Raw genomic sequence first — 16,751 nt, 5'->3', positions numbered from 1 at the left:
ACCCGCTCGATAGCAGGTAACTCAAGTGCGCTGAAAGCCACTCGAAGATGCTGCTCATCAATTGCCACGGTTCCTATTCCGCACTGTTCGAGCAGATATTGGCGCAGTGTTTCTGCAGAAAAACCTATGCAACGTATACAGGTAAAATAACCAGAATTACACGGCAAAAACTCAACACGCAGCGGTACCGCAGCCCCACACTCCGTTGTGCTCCAGGTAAGATCACGTACCACGCGCTGCACCTCTCGGTAGCGTGCACACATCAACTGAAAAAATTGGTGTCTCTCACGTGCCGTGGCTGAACCCAACCCAGCAGGCTCATCTTCTTCAGCCAACAGACGCAGCGCAAGCGTCTGCGTAAGCGTGGCAGTACATGAAAGTGATGCACGGATCACCCCCATGACTTTTTTTTCAAAAGCCTGGTACTGGGAAACACCAAGAGCGAGTCCTGCACAGCTTAGAAAACCCACGCGTAATCCCCATGCGTACTCTTCCTTCGTTAACCCATCTATCTTTAACGCGCAGATATTCTTGTGCGCTTGCGCAAAGCGCGCAAAAAAAGAGCCACGCATCAAAGACGCCTCATACTCGAACCCGCTATACGCATCGTCACAAATCACCAGTACCGCACACCCTGCGTCAGCATAAGCATACACCACCTCGTATAATTGCTGTGCCTCCTCTTCCGTGGGGGTATAACCTGACGGATTATGGGGGAAATTCAAAATTAACCTTATCACCCCATCCGAAGCCTGTGCGTCCAGCGCTTCCTTGCACGCGCCCAAATCAAAGCGCCCCGCTCGAAAAAGAGAAAAGGCAACCGGCGTTGCCGCACAACGCACTGCTAGCATGAGATCATAATTTTCCCAGCGCGGTGCCGGCACCAAAACCGTCTGTCCTGCACCCACAAATAAGTCCATAGCACAGGACAACGCTGCCGTAAGTCCCGGCAACACGATAGGAAGCGACATCTTTGGAAAAACTGCCGCACAAGAATGCTCTCCCTGCTCTGCTGCACTCTGCATTGCTGCAACGTCCGGTTCATCCGGACACAACACAGGATCACGCGCACACAAACGCCGCGCCCAGCGCTCGCGAAGCGCAGGAATACCTGCAGTCGGCGCGTAGGAAACTATTTCAGAAGAAGAAAGATCAGGAACAAGCGCATGCAACGTATCACGAAGCACCGGCACCCCATGACGCAGAACCATGCCAACCGCCCCATTCATATCAGGCGCACGCATCCGCGCCTCTGCATTCTGTGCAACAATCCCGTGGGGAAAATACGCGCGCAAACCAAGAGGAGATAACAGCGCGTGCACCACCGTTCCTTCAAGAGCAGCGTTTAACGCACGCGCGCCTTCAGAGAGGTCCATGTCTCACAGTGTAGACACGCCCCCTGACCCTGTCAATTTATGCACCCCAGTGAATCGACAGCCCGACTTCAGAGCACACAAGCCCGCGCAGCCACACGGATGAGCTCGCCTGCGGCAAATGGTTACACAAACACCGTCACTTCACCGCAGCATATATCCCTGCACCAATAGCGGCTACACCGCACACAACTGCAACCCCGATAAGAACATTATTCGTGATCTCTAAACGCCTCAACCGCATGTTCAATGCGTTCACACGCTGCCTCAATATCTCCAATTCGCTTCTCAATGTCTCTATCAACTCTTTCGATTCGCTCAATGCGTGCTCCGATTCCTCCAAGGCCTTGGTGGCCTTCTCCAATTTCACGTCGAGCGTCTGTAAGGCCTTTTTGAGCGCGGCCGATTCGGCGTGCCGTTCCCTCAACTGCTGCTTGAGCATGTTTGATTCGAGCCGGATCGATGCCACCTCCCCCATAATTTCCTTTAAAAGCCCACCAGTAGCCGCCTGCGAATCCGCATATGCCACAAAAGAGCGCAACAACACCATACCCCACAATAGTGCGCCCACACCCCGCTTCCACATTCGGTCTCCTCACGACGATGCGTTCACCTTCCATTCATGAATAAATCCGAGCATGTATTGCTGGATATCCTCAAACCACTTCTTTTGGAGTGCGCACGCACGCACCCCTACATAACGGAAATGCCACGGCTCCCATACATACCCCGTCACCTGCTCGTAACCAGGGGGAAAAGACAGCGACCATCCAAAACGATGGGCGTTGCGCTGCGTCCACCTCCCTGCATCACTCCGTGCAAACGCCGGCGTGATAGAACCGAAATCCACTACCGTCCCCAACTGGTGCTGACTTGTTCCTTCTCGCGCGGAAAAACGCATAGCCTCCTGCATGCCATGCTCCTGCGCATACCAGGAGAACAACTTTTTCTGATACGCAAAAGAGCGATAGGCAGAACCAACGGACAGTGCCACCCCGTCATGCGCAGCCGCCTGAATCAGCTGATGTAACGCTTCGTACGCAACCTTAGTTAAGAGGAGCGATCTCCCCTTTGAAAAAAAGAGCCACTGCTCACGCAACGGCACCAAATGCTCCGGCACGAACGTTTCTGGCAGGGGATGTTTCTTGTCAACCAAACGCAACAGATACCCCTCCGTGGTAAGTACCGCGTCGAGCTCTTGCAAAAACTCCCTCCCCTGTGCACACAAACGCGTAGCAAGGCGCGCAGGAAGCGCCGCGCGCTTCGCAGCAGCACGCACACGATGCAGATCCACCCGATCCACGCCCTGCGGCGAGACCGCATTTCCCAGAGCAACTAACACGTACCCTGCATACGCACACGCAGTTCCAACGCGCCACTTAGTCCAACTCATCTAATGATCTAATTACCGTGAACATTTCAGAGAAGCCGGTCAGCTCTATCGCTCTGCGTACGCTCTCAGAAGGATTAAGAATGCACAGACGACGCTGGTACTTCAGTCCCTCATCGTACGCAGAGATAAGCACCCCCAATCCCGAAGAAGACATAGCCGTCACGCCAGAGAGATCCAAAACGACGTGATTCTCTTTGAGCGCTCCATTCGGGGCACACGCGACTCAAACTCCCCGTAAGTATAGGAGCTGACCGCTCCAGTCACCGTTAATAAAACGCACCCAGGCCGAACGTCTTTGGCGATATTTATATTATCCATACGGCGCCCCCGAACTTTTCCTCATTTCCTACCGAGGCCCAAGGCACTTTATTGCCAGAACAGTTACATCATCCTGCATATCTCGCGCCATAAACTCACACAGCCGAGCATAAATAGTACGGGTAATTTGAGAAACCGGAAGACCATGACTTTCCTGTAGAATCCTACCCACACGCTCGTTACCAAAGCGCTCCCGCTGCAAATTTTGTACTTCTACCATTCCATCAGTGGAAAATACCACCACGTCCCCCTGACCGAGTTGAACTTTCCTCACCCGCAAAAAGGGCATAACATCTTTAACAAAACCCAGCACGCGCCCCTCGCCTTGTATCTCCACCACGTTCTTGTATGAAGCGATGTACATCGACATGAGCGGTATGCCACAGTTCGCATAGTAGAGCGTATGGGTTGCCAGGTCAAGAATACAGAATACACCCGCAAAAAAAGTCCCACACGGCAAATTGTCTTTGATAAACCGGTTTATCTTCTCAATAAAGGTTGTAAATACTGCCGTTTCTTCCAGGCACAGTCCCCGCAGAAAGGTACTCAGTACAGACTTCAAAATCACCATTGACATACTCGCTGCCAGACCTTTTCCCGATACATCCCCGATAACTAGCAGGTATCTTTTCTCGGACAGTTTAATGAAATCAACAAAATCGCCCCCAAGTTGGTGCGCAGAATACGCAATTGAATCCACCTCAACGGAGGCATCCTGAATAAAATCCCTTTTCCGTTGTATTGACTCAATAATCTGATGGGACATTTTAAGTTCTTTTTCCACCGTGATAACCACGTCTTGCTTTGCAATATTCTGTAAGTAATAGGAAACCAATACAAAGTGTGAATACAACTTTTCTAAAACATGCTGATCATGATTGCTATATTCTACGCCGTTGTTTTTCATACCAAAACATAGACATCCAATAAGTTTCTGAGCTTCCCGAATCAAGACAATCATCTGGGCGTGCGTTATATCAAAAAAATGCAGGATATCTGTCCGAATTGCCTGACGTGCATGGTCAATAACTGGATCCGATTTTCTGATCATAAGAACATCTTGATTGAAAAAATACTGTAACGACTGATGTTCCATCTCATGCGTTGCCATCTCTTCAAAATCAGAATACACCGTCTTGAATACGCCTGCCTCGTCAGCAAGTAAAAATGTCAATCCTCTACACGCGATGCGCATACGCAATGTGTCCATAAACGTACGGAGTACCTGCGCAGGTTTTGCCGTGTAATCTAATGCTTGAAGCTCTGCGGCTAACTTCTGTCCAGAATCAGCAATTTCCCCAAAAAACACGCTACATGCATCAAAGGCATAATCACGCAGAGCAAACAGCGCATATACGATAAAAAACCCAAATACAAACTGCATATCAAGCGTAGAAAAACGGTGCACCCAAAATACCGATATATAACCTGCTGTACATGAAAACCCCACCGTGCATAACACAAAACGCAATAGCGCAAACACCACTTCTTTAAAGGAAACAATTCCAGTAGACGCAAATGCCCACTGAGAAAATAAAACTATAAATACACCTCCTAAGGGAAAAAACACAAACACCCAGGGAAAAACCGCAAACAAGAACAAGATAATAACCCACGTGATAAAACCCAAAGCCACTGCCCCCGCGAGAAACAGGAGTTGTTGCCGATATGCAATACTTTTCATCATGAATGCTTTTTTCACCAAAGTTGCGAACGTAACACAGGGAATGATTAGAAAAAAAAGCGCCGCGTATAACACAATACCCGAAACAGAAGAAAACAAATAATTTTGGTAAAATTTAAAACTCACCAGAACGTTCCATTTAAACGGACCCATGCCAAATATGATTATGAGAATTCCAAACAAATGGATCGTCGTATTACATAAGAAAAATCTCTTATCTTTTTTAAAATAGGGTAGTTGATACGCCATGTCAGAAAACAGATATGAAGCGTGGGTAAAAAGTATCAGTGCAATTTTAAATAAAAATGCCTGGATATTCATTTTACCGTACAGGACAGCGGTGAGCGACAAAGACAAGAAAAAAGAGGCTACACCTGATACCAAGGCTATATTTGCCAGCAGTGCATACGCGCGCCTTGTGTAAAACTTTAAACAGAATACGTCGAAAACAAAAACCGCGACAAAGAGGTAAGAAAAAAATAGTAACCCCATTACCTACCTCTTCACCTGCACAGTTACAATGGTCATGTCGTCATGGGTAGTGCGATCCGCACTGAAATTCAATGCTAGAGCTGCAATACTTTGAGCCATCTGCGCAGGGTGTTCACCCACATGGCGCTCTAATGTGTGAAGATACTCATCGGCGTCGCGCAGCTCTACTCCTTGGGCATTGACTACTTCAACTACCCCATCTGATACCATGACCATTACATCCCCAGGACACAACGCACGCTCATGAATCTGTATAGGGGGCAGATCCACAATGCCAATAACTGGACAATTCGAATGAAGATGATACACTTCGTGCGCCTCTCCCGCCTGGGTAAAGACAAGGGGACTTTCCATCGATGCGTTAATGTAGCGAATATTCATACCCGCTGTGTCAATTAATCCCAAGAATAAGGTCGTGTACTTATCGTGGAGATGCATACGCTTTACTGCCCGGTCCACCGCATACAAAATCTCAGGAAGATTCTTTTTGTCTTCCACGATGCGAATCGTGCTGAGCACAACACCCATAACTAACGACGCGGCCAAACCTTTGCCAGAAACATCTCCAATTACAAATAAAAACAGGTGTTCATCAATTGAAATAACGTCGTAATAATCCCCAGATACATTAACCAATGGCTGATAGAATGCCCCGACGCATATTTCCTTGGTATGTGGGAGCGCCTTAGGCAAAAGTGCGCGCTGTACACGCGCCATCATTGCCCATTCCTGGGATACATGGGAGTACAACAACAAAGTGCTCATGTTCCTCTTTCGATTTAAATACTCTTCAAACTCTTTGAACAAGAGCGATATAACTTCGCGCTCAACAGCACGGATAAAACGACATACTATAAAAAGACGCAGCTCTCCACTGGAAAGATATACCCCACGAGCCCTACGTCGGTCAGACATAAGACACAGATCATCATCAAAAAAATATATACCGTCTGACCAGTGCCACGTGTAGTCCATAGAAAACTTATGAAGCACAAGATCATACGTGCGTGTGTCTGAAACAAATCGTGCAGCACTGTTGTAAATAACACGATTACTTATCGTATCCATTAAGAGCACTGCGCAATCGGCGCGATATTCAAGCACCTCCTGGAAGGCAGCAACAAGTTGTTCATTACGGTAGCAAAAGCGCAGCAGTGTAATAAAATGTTCAAAAAGACGCGTTTCAGTTTGTCGATAGACAACAAGACGGATGCGCCCGTGCGCATAGCGTTGGATTTCTGTAAGCGCAAGCGCAAAAATCATGAAAACGAAACCTACCAGCAAGGCTCGATCACGCGAAGAAAGCTCAGGCAAATGCTCATACCGAGAAATCAACAGCGCCATATCGCGCGCAGAAATGAAACGACCGAGAAACGAATACCGCGGACTGAGAAAGCGCAAAAATATTGAAAAAAAAAGCGCCAGGAGTGCGAACGAACCTGCCTTTACAATTGCGAGCCTTCTGCGAATCACCTACCGTTCCCTTTGTATGGCTGCTTCAAAAACACGTTGTCTTTTAAACTGTGAGAAGAAAACTCAGATAGCACACGCACCCATCACAATGAAGCCAACTCATCCTGCGACACACGAGAAAGAAACACCACGCACGCGAGAATAATCCTTTTACCCCACGCGCCCCTTTCTGTAGCCTACTTGAGACTTGAAAGTTCAAGCAACGGCGGATGGGTGTTTTCCCCTTCCTCTTGAGAAATCTCCGCTAAGAGCGCACGCGACCGTGCAGAAAGCGTAGTTGGAATACGCACCAATACCTTTACGTACAAATCCCCCGCCCCGCGCGCCAGTGGGACCCCCATACCCTTAACACGCAAAAGCGCACCTCCCTGCGTGCCGGCCGGAACCCGCACCTGCTGCGCAGATCCATCTAATGCCCGCACCGTCACCTGCGCGCCCAAAATCGCTTGGGTTACCGATATCGAAGTTGCACAGTACAGGTCAGCACCTTCACGTTCGAAATACTCATGCGCACGAACAAACACAAACACGTACAGGTCCCCGTAGGCACCGCCTGCGCGACCGGCGTTTCCCTGACGGGGAATAGTAATGCGCCGCCCTTCTTCTACACCTGCCGGAATACTGACGATAATTTTTTGCTTTTTACGCTCAATGCCACTACCCGCACACCGTGCACAGGGACTTTCGATAATCGTCCCCTCACCACCACAGCGCGCGCAACTTTGCGCAATAGAGAAAAAACCTGTACTACGCCGAATCTGCCCCGTACCCTTGCAATCTGGACACATCTTACGCCCACCGCTGGCCGAGCCGGCACCCTTGCAGGTAACACACGTTTCGTCGCGCACATAGTGCAGCTCACTCTTTTTCCCGTACACTGCTTCTTCAAAAGAGATTTGCAAATCATAACGCAAGTTTGCCCCACGCCCGGAGCCACCCGAGCCGTCGTTCCCTGAACCGCCGCGGCGAGACGAAGTCCCAAAAATATTTTCAAAGATATCAGAAAAGCCACCCCCAAAAATATCTTCGAACCCCTGAAAGGCCGAAGAGTTAAAGCCATGCGCACCGTGCATATCCTTCAGGCCATCAAAGCCATACCGATCGTACGCGGCACGCTTCTGTGCATCAATGAGCACCTCATAGGCTTCGGTAGCCTCCTTGAAGCGTTCCTCCGCCTCTTTATTTCCCTGATTACGGTCAGGATGAAACTGAATAGCCAGCCGCCGGTACGCCTTTTTGATTTCTTCTCCACTCGCGGTCTTTGAGATACCGAGAACCTCGTAATAATCCTTCTTTGCCACGATCACCCCGTCTAGAGAATCTTTGTCTACATTTGCGCGCACACACAGAAAAACAGGGTGCGCACGCGAAACCGGCACAAAAGCAGGATGCCTGAAGCACCGCCTACGCAGGCTACATCCAAACACCCACTAGACAGCCGAAAGACCCGGGCGATCAGGCGAACACCCGGATCACAAAAGGCCTGGGGGAAGTCAGATTACACAGCTCCTACACGCAGGCTATTCCCTCCCCGCAACACCAGATGTCTACTTCGAATCTTCGTCCTTCACTACCTCGTAATCAACGTCACCACCTTCTGCCTCATTGCCAGAGGGTGCATCACTCTTCTTACCTGCAGCGGCACCCGCTGCTGCTTGACGTTTATACATCTCCTCCGCAATTTTGTAGGAAGCTTGCTGCAAGATCTCAGTCTTCGCTTTGATCGATGCGACGTCGTCGCCTGAGAGCACCGTTTTCAACTCTGCGATCGCCTCGTCTATGCGCGCGCGGTCCGCAGCGTTCACCCCGTCTCCCGCCTCTTTGAGCGTCTTTTCCGTCTGATAGATTAGGGAGTCAGCCACGTTACGCGCTTCGATTTTCTCCCGCTCACGCTTATCACTTTCTGCATTCGCTTCGGCTTCCTTTACCATGCGGTCGATTTCACTTTCGCTCAGACCACTCGAACTTTCAATGCGGATGTGCTGCTCTTTTCCCGTCCCCAGGTCTTTGGCAGAAACGTGCACGATACCATTCGCATCAATGTCAAACGTCACTTCAATTTGCGGCACTCCCCGCGGAGCAGGGGGAATTCCTACTAGATCAAAATTACCGAGCGTCCGGTTTTGGTTCGCCATGCCACGCTCCCCCTGCAGCACGTGAATGGAAACTGCCGTCTGCCCATCAGCTGCGGTGGAAAACACCTGACTCTTGCGCGTGGGGATGGTGGTATTACGACTGATAAGCGGTGTGAACACCCCGCCCATTGTTTCAATTCCTAGAGAAAGAGGCGTAACGTCTAAGAGAAGTACGTCCTTCACGTCCCCCCCGAGGATACCACCTTGAATTGCAGCGCCAATTGCGACAGCCTCGTCAGGATTGACTCCTTTCGATCCTTCTTTCCCAAAGACATCTTTGATCACGTGCGCTACTTTGGGCATGCGCGTGGAACCACCAACTAAGAGAATCTCATCGATCCTGTCCGCACTAATTCCGGCGTCTTTGAGCGCCTTGCGGCAAGGCTCCTTGGTCCGCTCAAAAAGATCATCAGTCATCTTCTCAAACTCAGATCGAGAGAGAGTCCTCTGGAGATGCTTTGGCCCATTGGCATCTGCAGTAATGAAGGGCAAATTAATCTCGGTACTCGCAGAGGAAGAAAGCGCTATCTTTGCTTTCTCCGCCGCTTCTCTCAGCCGCTGCAACGCCATGCGGTCGTTGCCCAAGTCGATACCCGTGTCACTCTTGAAGCCCTGCTCCAGCCACTGCACGATACGTGCATCAAAGTCATCGCCCCCCAGGTGAGTGTCCCCATTCGTTGACTTGACTTCAAAAACACCGTCACCGAGTTCCAAGATGGATATGTCAAAGGTACCCCCCCCAAGATCATACACAGCAATAATCTTTTCTCTCTTAGAGTCTTTGTTAAAACCAAAGGCAAGCGACGCAGCAGTCGGCTCATTAATAATACGCTTCACATCGAGCCCTGCTATCTTCCCCGCGTCCTTGGTTGCCTGACGCTGTGCATCGTTAAAGTAAGCCGGAACGGTAATGACTGCCTCTGTGACTGCCTCGCCCAAATAATCCTCAGCTGTCTTCTTCATTTTTTGCAAAATGAACGCGGAGATCTCCTGCGTAGAGTAAAGCTTACCCTCCACCTCAACGCGCACGTCGTCTCCCTGTGGAACAATTTTGTAGGGCACCTTTTTTGCTTCACCGGTCAGTTCATTGAAACGACTGCCGATGAAGCGCTTTATCGAATAGATAGTATGTTCCGGATTAGTAACCATTTGGTTTTTTGCTGGCTGACCGACGACGCGTCCACCATCAGAGGTGAAACCGATAATGGAGGGCGTAGTCCTTCCCCCTTCGGCATTTTGAATGACAACGGGCTCTCCCCCCTCCATGATCGCAACACATGAATTTGTCGTTCCCAAGTCAATGCCAATAATCTTCCCCATAACCCTCAACTCCTCTGTATAGGATACCCGCCCTGCCTACAGGGCGCGCAGTATAGCCGTTACCTAGCACCGGTGCTCCAGAACTCCATCCTGACCTCTCAGCATACCCTGCCTGTCACTCCGAAGGGCCATCCCCACGATCGGGCTCTGTCTGCTCTTCAGGAGTGAGCACCATAACCTTGGCATGCCGGAGGATACGGTTCCTAACCCTATATCCTTTTTGTAGCTCTGCCCCTACTATCTTCTCATGCACAGAAGCGGAAGGACTCATACTCAAAGCCTCATGGAGATTTGGATCGAAGCGCTCCCCGAGCACCGGGTAATACTCAAGACCATACTTTGTCTCAAGCACTGAGGAGAGCTGCTTGCGGATCATAAGAACACCCTCTCGGAAGGCAGACGAAGCCTCCACCTCTGCACTCGACACGTGATCCGCCGCTTCAATAGCACGGTCAAAGTCATCCAAGACAGCGACGATGTCGGCAAGCAGCGCCGCGTACGCGTGTTCCACCGCCTCCTGCCTTTCCCGCAACGCACGCTTCCGGTAGTTTTCGAGGTCGGCAGCCTTGCGCAGGTACTGCTCCTGTAAAACATTCACGCGCTCGCGCAGGGCCTCTTCAGAGGCACCTGTCTCCAACTCCTGACTATGCTCCCCAGGAACAGAACCCTCCCCCGATTCAACCGGTACAGGATCAGACGCGCGAAGGCTATCTGCCCGCTCCAAGGCCTCGTCACAACCTGAGGCAACTCCCTGCCCCTGAACGTCGCCGCCGCACACTTTCTTCTCCTTTTTTGCCATAACACCCTCGCGGTAATGCCGTAAAAGTAACGAGAGACGCCGCCCTCGGTCAAGAAAACACCTATTTACCGTCTGACTACACCGACCACGATGCGACCTGCATCCCAATGGTAACTGCCAAGCACAGAAACGGACAACCACCTAACGTCCTTGGGACGGAACCTCATATCACGAGGATGCGCGATCAAGCTCCAGGCTGCGCATCCAAACGTCTCTTCCTATTCTGGAGAGTCGCGCGCCCAACCTTGGAAACCTTGACCTTCTTACCATCAATCTCGCACTCATACAGGAGCTTTACCCCCGTCTGCCCAGTCACCGGACACACGCCACGGCCACGACCGACCATACCCCGGATCCCCTTTCCACGATGAGCCTTTGACATACCACCCCTCCATCGCCCAACTGCTATTCTTCCTTCTTTCCTATTTTTTGAGACTGACCGTCTGGAACCATCCCACCGACGCGCGAAGCATCCTTCTTCCCAGCTCCTTTTCTTACAGGCACACTATCAGTACGCGCGCGTTTTTTGAGGCTTTTTTCAAAGGTATAGTCAACCAATTCCAACACAACCACATGTGCCGCATCCCCCTGCCTGAGGCCCAACTTCAATATGCGCGTATACCCCCCCTCACGTTCCCGCATGCGAGGTCCGATATCCGCAAATAACTTGTGCAACACAGCCTTATCCCAAATAAAACGGGCCACCTGGCGCCGGTTATGCACGGAGTCAGACTTAGAACGCGTAATTAACCTCTCTGCCGCGCGCCGCACCTCGGCAGCTTTCGGCTTCGTCGTGGTGATCCGCTCAAACTTAAAAAGAGAAGTAACCATATTGCGACGGAGCGCACGCCTATGCGCAGCCATACACGAAAGCGGGTTGAAACCGGTCCTATGCCTCATCTATTTCTTCCTTCTGTCGCATCAGTCTACTAACAACCCCCACATGGTTGTAGTCAGCCATACCCAGACGCAAGTTATATTCCTGCAACTTTCCCTGTATCTCACTTAAACTTTTCTTACCCACATTACGCGTATTCGCAAGTGTCTGCTCAGAAATCCTTGTCAACTCCCCCAGCGTCTTGATTCCCATAGTCAAAAGGCAGTTACGCGCACGCACTGAAAAATCTACATCAGCGATTTTCATGTTCAACAGCTCCAGAACGGCAGGGTCATCCTCTTCTGGCTCGTCCTCCAGGTCGAGCGCGGTCTCGTCAAAATTAACAAAAACTGTAAAGTGCTCCTTGATAATTTTCGCTGCCTCGGCTATCGCGTCTTCGGGACGCACCGTACCATCTGTCCACACTTCAAGGGATAACTGATCGTAATCCCCCCGCTGACCTACACGGCAAGACTGAATATCATAGCGGACTCTCAACACGGGACTAAAAATTGCGTCAACAGGGATAACCCCAACTAAATCGGCATACCGATCGTGCGATTCAGCAGGTACATACCCACGCCCGAATTCGACGTGTAGCTCTACTTCAACATGCGCACCGTCCATCATTTCCATGATGAGCAGGTCTTGAGACAGAACCTCGAGTTGAAACTTCTTAGCAAAGTCCTTCCCCGTCAAAGACACCGCGCCGCGAAACTCATACGTGAACGTACTAGACTCTGCCCCCTGCGGCAGGAGAAAACGCAGACGCTTAAAATTATTTAGAATCTCGAGGGTATCTTCCCGTACGTGGGGAATCTGTTCAAACTCGCTTGAAATGAAGTGCGCAACCCCGTCCGCATCAAAGGACGTGATGCGAACCCCGGTGACCGCATACCCCTGGATAGAAGAAAGCAAGACGCGCCGCAAACAGTTACCAATAGTGGTGCCAAAACCAGTCTCAAAAGGAGAGGCGGTGAACTTCCCATAACACTCGCTTGAGTTCTCCGAAAGAAACTCCAGCACCTTAGGTCTTTTAAAACCCTTCAAAAGATTTCTACGAGGCATGCTCACTCCTTTTATCAGATGCGGCGAGTTTTACGCGGACGACAGCCGTTATGTGGAAGGGGTGTGATGTCGCGAATCGAACGCACCCTCAGTCCCATGGTACCAAGCATTCTAATTGCTGACTCACGCCCAATACCCGGCCCTTTGACAAACACATGTACTTCACGCAGTCCGCACTGCTGCGCTTTCTGTACCGCAGCTTCCGCGACCGTCTGCGCTGCAAAAGGAGTAGATTTCTTTGCCCCGTTAAACCCAAGGCCTCCGGACGAAGCCCAGGAGAGCGCATTTCCTTGCAGGTCAGTAACCGTTATGATGGTGTTATTGAAAGTCGCCTGGATATACACGTTCCCCTCGTACACATTCTTTTTTTCTTTACGCTTTTTTGTGACCGCCACAATGCCCTCCTGATCCCCTTACTTTTTCTTTCCAGCGACGGTTTTTCTCTTACCCTTGCGTGTGCGCGCATTTGTTCGCGTGCGCTGCCCACGAACAGGCAGCCCCTTTCTATGTCTTAGCCCTCGGTAACACCCAATATCCATCAACCTCTTGATATTTAAGGCAACCTCAGTTCTCAGACGACCTTCCACTTTGTATTCTCTATCGATAATTGCACGGACAACTGCAAGCTCATCTTGACTCAAATCGTTTATCAGACAAGCAGAACTGATGCGGGCCTTCTCACAAATAGTCCTGGCGGATGAACGCGAAATACCATATATGTAAGTTAACGCAACGCTGACATGCTTATTAGGAAGATCAACCCCCGCAATACGCGCCATACCTCGTCTACCCCCTTAGCCCTGACGTTGCTTGTGCTTTGGATTCACACAAATCACCCGGATAATACCGAAACGCTTAATAAGCTTACACTTATCACAAATAACCTTTACGCTCGTCCTTACCTTCATGAACTCACTCCTCGTATACATCCTTTCGCAAGTACCCGCTACAAACTGCGCGGTAGCACTTTGCCACGCCCTCCCAACCCCTCACGCTGCCGCATTTTCAACTGCGCCTCAATCTGACTCATAGTGTCTAGATCCACCCCTACCAGAATCAACAGAGAAGTACCGCCCATCAGTAAGGAAATAGAGGACGGAAACCCAAACGCAGCTTGAATCAAGGTGGGCAGCACTGCGATCATCGCAAGATACAACGAACCGGGAAGTACCAGGCGGTTCAAGATCCCTTGTAAATATTCTTCCGTCTTATCCGCACGAATACCCGGAATCGTACCTCCGTTCTCGCGAATCTGCTTTGCTATCTCAGTCGAGTTAAGGGTGACTTGCGTGTAGAAGTACGCAAAAAACACAATCAAAACTACATAGAACGCGTTGTACCACCAACTGTTCGGTCGTAAGAACTGCGCAAGCTGATGCAGAAAGCGCACGTTCGGTCCAATACTGCTGGCTATCTGCAGGGGAAATGTCAAAAAAGATGAGGCAAAAATAATCGGAATTACGCCCGAAGGGTTTATTTTAAAAGGGATATACGTGCTCTGACCACCGTACATTTTCCGCCCGACCACACGCCGCGCATAATGAATTGGTATTTTTCGTTGCCCCTGCTGCTCATACACCACCAGCACAATAATTCCTACAAACATCACAAACGCAACGATCACAAACACCATATTCAATTCGCCAAGACGCTGCAGCCTCCACATCTCCGCAAGCGCATGAGGCAAACGCGCGACAATACCCGAAAAAATAATCATTGACACACCGTTACCAATGCCTCGCGCTGTGATCTGTTCCCCAAGCCAAAGCGTGATCATACTCCCTGAGGTCACCGTCAGCATGGTGACAAACAGATGCACGGCGTAGCTCTGAATAACAATGGCACCGGGAATCTGATTTGCGTAGACGGTTACCGCAGAAGACTGTATAAGACACACAAAAACCGTTGCAACACGTGTCCAAAACTGAACGCGACGTCTCCCCCCTACATCTTCTACAACCTTCTTAAGACTTGGAAAAACAATCATCGAAAGCTGCATGAGAATCTGCGTCGAAATGTACGGCATCACTCCCAGCATAAACACTGAAAAATTCGAGAACGCCCCGCCTACAAAAAAATCCATGTAGTCTGCAAAAGCATTTCCCCGAACCTGAGATCGGAAATAAGCAGAAAGCGCACGCGGGTCTACACTCGGAACTGTCAGCACCGAGCCAAAGCGAAACACCGTCAACACGCTAAGCGTGAAAAAGATACGCGCACGCAGCTCCCTTATCCGGAACACCGCTGCAAAAACACCCTGTTTCATATACCGCTCATCGTTCCTGCGCTTCAATACACTCCACTGAACCGCCCGCCTGCTGAATCTTCTCCTGCGCACGAGCAGAAACCCGGTCCACCCGCACCACAATAGACTTTGTCAGCTCTCCGTCTGCCAAGATTTTGATGAAGGGGACCCGCCCCTTTACCAAGCCCTTCTCGATGAGAGTCTGTCTGTTGACCGTCTCCCCTGGAGCATAGACAAACTCAAGCGCGCCCACATTAACTACCGCGTATTCCTTTCTGAAAGCACAGTTAGAAAAACCACGCCGCGGCACACGCCGATATAGCGGCATCTGCCCACCCTCAAAACCTACATAAGCCTTACGCCCCGCACGGGCCTGCTGTCCCTTAGTACCCCGCCCAGACGTGGTACCCCGCCCAGAGGAGGACCCACGACCCACGATACGACGCGCCCTATTAGCCCCCTTCGGAGCAATCAAATGGAAATCCGCCACTAACCTAACTCCTCCACCCGCACCAGGTGCGAAACAGCTCGCACCATCCCCAAGACGGCAGGACTCCCGTCTTTCTCCACCATTGAATGCAACTTCCTCAAACCCAAAGACCGAACCGTCCGACGCACCGGCTCCCTCTGACCGATCGTACTCCTCACCAGCGTTATACGCACCCTCTTTGTCATGCCTACCCCCACATATCCACGAGTGCCTTTCCACGCTCACGTGCCAACTTTCTTGCATCCATCAACTGCGCAACCGCCCCAAACGTTGCACGAACCACGTTGATAGCAGAATTCGAACCCAAAGACTTAGACAGCACATCGGTTGCACCTGCAACCTCCATGATAGCACGCACGGTTCCACCAGCAATAATACCCGTACCTGAACAGGCAGGGCGCAGTAACACCAGAGAGCCCTTAAACTTAGCTTGTACTTCATGCGGGATGGTACCATCCTTGAGCGGAAAGAGCACCATACTCCGCTTCGCCCTTTCAACACTCTTCCTAATTGCCTCGCTCACATCCCCGGCTTTACCAAAACCAAACCCCACGCGGCCCTTTTGATCACCAACTACCGTGAGTGCCGAAAAGGAAAACCGACGTCCGCCCTTTACTACCTTTGCCGTGCGGTTCAGCTTGATTAATTTCTCGGTAAACTCTTTGTCTCGAAGTCTGTCTTTGCCAAAATCCCTGCGACGATCCATACGCTCTCCTAGAACCTAACTCCTGCCTTACGTGCACCATCTGCGACGGCCGCCACTACCCCGTGGTACAAGTACCCATTTCGGTCAAAGATAACCGTGTCAATGTGTTTCTCTAAAAGGCGCCTGCCGATCTCTTCTCCTATCTGCAAACCAGAAGAAACATTTGCCCTAAGCAGAACAAAATCCTTCTCAAGAGTAGAAACTGACGCAAGCGTGCTACGCGCGTCGTCGTCAATGACCTGCACCGAAATGTTCCGATTACTTCGGAACACCGTCATCCGAGGGCGAACCGCCGTGCCATACACCCTCTTCCTAATATGAACCTTACGCTTCATCCTCTTTCGCTGTTTATCACTGCACTTCCTTAGCATGCGTACC

The 16,751-nt window shown here is 50.6% G+C and carries 20 protein-coding genes (1 of these 20 only partly in view); all 20 read right to left on the bottom strand.

What is annotated here, in order from left to right:
• Positions 1-1,376, bottom strand: the 5' portion of a protein-coding gene (locus TPCCA_RS01105) for an aminotransferase class I/II-fold pyridoxal phosphate-dependent enzyme (RefSeq protein ID WP_013944906.1). 64 nt of this gene lie to the left of the window's left edge; only the first 1,376 of its 1,440 coding nucleotides appear in the window; it begins with the start codon at positions 1,374-1,376; its stop codon lies off the left edge, out of view.
• Between the two features lie 136 nt (positions 1,377-1,512).
• Positions 1,513-1,944: a hypothetical protein gene (locus tag TPCCA_RS01100; protein WP_245522161.1), complete on the bottom strand. Its 432-nt coding sequence runs from the start codon at positions 1,942-1,944 to the stop codon at positions 1,513-1,515.
• Positions 1,945-1,968: 24 nt separating this feature from the next.
• The gene (locus tag TPCCA_RS01095) at positions 1,969-2,766 is read right to left on the bottom strand and encodes a M15 family metallopeptidase (RefSeq protein WP_013944904.1); all 798 of its coding nucleotides are present in this window, start codon (positions 2,764-2,766) and stop codon (positions 1,969-1,971) included.
• The gene (locus TPCCA_RS05605) at positions 2,753-2,920 is read right to left on the bottom strand and encodes an STAS domain-containing protein (protein WP_245522160.1); all 168 of its coding nucleotides are present in this window, start codon (positions 2,918-2,920) and stop codon (positions 2,753-2,755) included. Before TPCCA_RS05605 ends, TPCCA_RS01095 begins: the two co-directional genes overlap by 14 nt.
• 192 nt (positions 2,921-3,112) lie before the next feature.
• Positions 3,113-5,260 (bottom strand): PP2C family protein-serine/threonine phosphatase, encoded by a 2,148-nt coding sequence (locus tag TPCCA_RS01085; protein WP_013944902.1) that lies wholly within the window; start codon positions 5,258-5,260, stop codon positions 3,113-3,115.
• Positions 5,261-5,263: 3 nt separating this feature from the next.
• On the bottom strand, positions 5,264-6,733 hold the full coding sequence (locus TPCCA_RS01080; protein ID WP_013944901.1) for a PP2C family protein-serine/threonine phosphatase: 1,470 nt from the start codon (positions 6,731-6,733) through the stop codon (positions 5,264-5,266).
• A 176-nt stretch (positions 6,734-6,909) separates the two neighbouring features.
• A complete protein-coding gene (gene dnaJ, locus TPCCA_RS01075; RefSeq protein WP_013944899.1) occupies positions 6,910-8,034 on the bottom strand; it encodes a molecular chaperone DnaJ in 1,125 nt (374 codons plus the stop codon).
• Between the two features lie 246 nt (positions 8,035-8,280).
• Positions 8,281-10,188 (bottom strand): molecular chaperone DnaK, encoded by a 1,908-nt coding sequence (gene dnaK, locus TPCCA_RS01070; protein WP_010881664.1) that lies wholly within the window; start codon positions 10,186-10,188, stop codon positions 8,281-8,283.
• Positions 10,189-10,303: 115 nt separating this feature from the next.
• The gene (locus tag TPCCA_RS01065) at positions 10,304-10,966 is read right to left on the bottom strand and encodes a nucleotide exchange factor GrpE (protein WP_013944898.1); all 663 of its coding nucleotides are present in this window, start codon (positions 10,964-10,966) and stop codon (positions 10,304-10,306) included.
• A 205-nt stretch (positions 10,967-11,171) separates the two neighbouring features.
• Positions 11,172-11,369, bottom strand: a complete 198-nt coding sequence (locus tag TPCCA_RS01060; protein ID WP_010881662.1) for a hypothetical protein — start codon at positions 11,367-11,369, stop codon at positions 11,172-11,174.
• Between the two features lie 23 nt (positions 11,370-11,392).
• Positions 11,393-11,887 (bottom strand): 50S ribosomal protein L17, encoded by a 495-nt coding sequence (gene rplQ / locus TPCCA_RS01055; protein WP_013944896.1) that lies wholly within the window; start codon positions 11,885-11,887, stop codon positions 11,393-11,395.
• Positions 11,877-12,932: a DNA-directed RNA polymerase subunit alpha gene (rpoA, locus tag TPCCA_RS01050; RefSeq protein ID WP_013944895.1), complete on the bottom strand. Its 1,056-nt coding sequence runs from the start codon at positions 12,930-12,932 to the stop codon at positions 11,877-11,879. Before rpoA ends, rplQ begins: the two co-directional genes overlap by 11 nt.
• 14 nt (positions 12,933-12,946) lie before the next feature.
• On the bottom strand, positions 12,947-13,327 hold the full coding sequence (gene rpsK / locus TPCCA_RS01045) for a 30S ribosomal protein S11 (protein ID WP_013944894.1): 381 nt from the start codon (positions 13,325-13,327) through the stop codon (positions 12,947-12,949).
• 18 nt (positions 13,328-13,345) lie between these two features.
• Positions 13,346-13,711 (bottom strand): 30S ribosomal protein S13, encoded by a 366-nt coding sequence (gene rpsM, locus TPCCA_RS01040; protein WP_010881658.1) that lies wholly within the window; start codon positions 13,709-13,711, stop codon positions 13,346-13,348.
• A 15-nt stretch (positions 13,712-13,726) separates the two neighbouring features.
• Complete coding sequence (gene rpmJ / locus TPCCA_RS05225; RefSeq protein WP_013944893.1) at positions 13,727-13,840, bottom strand: 50S ribosomal protein L36; 114 nt, start codon at positions 13,838-13,840, stop codon at positions 13,727-13,729.
• A 38-nt stretch (positions 13,841-13,878) separates the two neighbouring features.
• Complete coding sequence (gene secY / locus TPCCA_RS01035; RefSeq protein ID WP_013944892.1) at positions 13,879-15,198, bottom strand: preprotein translocase subunit SecY; 1,320 nt, start codon at positions 15,196-15,198, stop codon at positions 13,879-13,881.
• Between the two features lie 7 nt (positions 15,199-15,205).
• Positions 15,206-15,667, bottom strand: coding sequence for a 50S ribosomal protein L15 (gene rplO, locus TPCCA_RS01030; RefSeq protein WP_013944891.1), 462 nt, complete (start codon positions 15,665-15,667; stop codon positions 15,206-15,208).
• Entirely contained in the window at positions 15,667-15,852 is a 186-nt protein-coding gene (gene rpmD, locus TPCCA_RS01025; RefSeq protein WP_010881654.1) for a 50S ribosomal protein L30, read from the bottom strand. The genes rplO and rpmD overlap by 1 nt, the downstream gene beginning before the upstream one ends.
• Positions 15,853-15,854: 2 nt before the next feature.
• On the bottom strand, positions 15,855-16,373 hold the full coding sequence (rpsE, locus tag TPCCA_RS01020) for a 30S ribosomal protein S5 (protein WP_013944890.1): 519 nt from the start codon (positions 16,371-16,373) through the stop codon (positions 15,855-15,857).
• An 8-nt stretch (positions 16,374-16,381) separates the two neighbouring features.
• A complete protein-coding gene (gene rplR, locus TPCCA_RS01015) occupies positions 16,382-16,744 on the bottom strand; it encodes a 50S ribosomal protein L18 (RefSeq protein ID WP_013944889.1) in 363 nt (120 codons plus the stop codon).
• Between the last annotated feature and the right edge of the window lie 7 nt (positions 16,745-16,751).

The sequence above is a fragment of the Treponema paraluiscuniculi Cuniculi A genome (assembly GCF_000217655.1).
Lineage (GTDB): Bacteria > Spirochaetota > Spirochaetia > Treponematales > Treponemataceae > Treponema > Treponema pallidum.
Note: the sequence above shows the minus strand (reverse complement) of the source record. Positions and strands in the feature narration are given on the sequence as shown.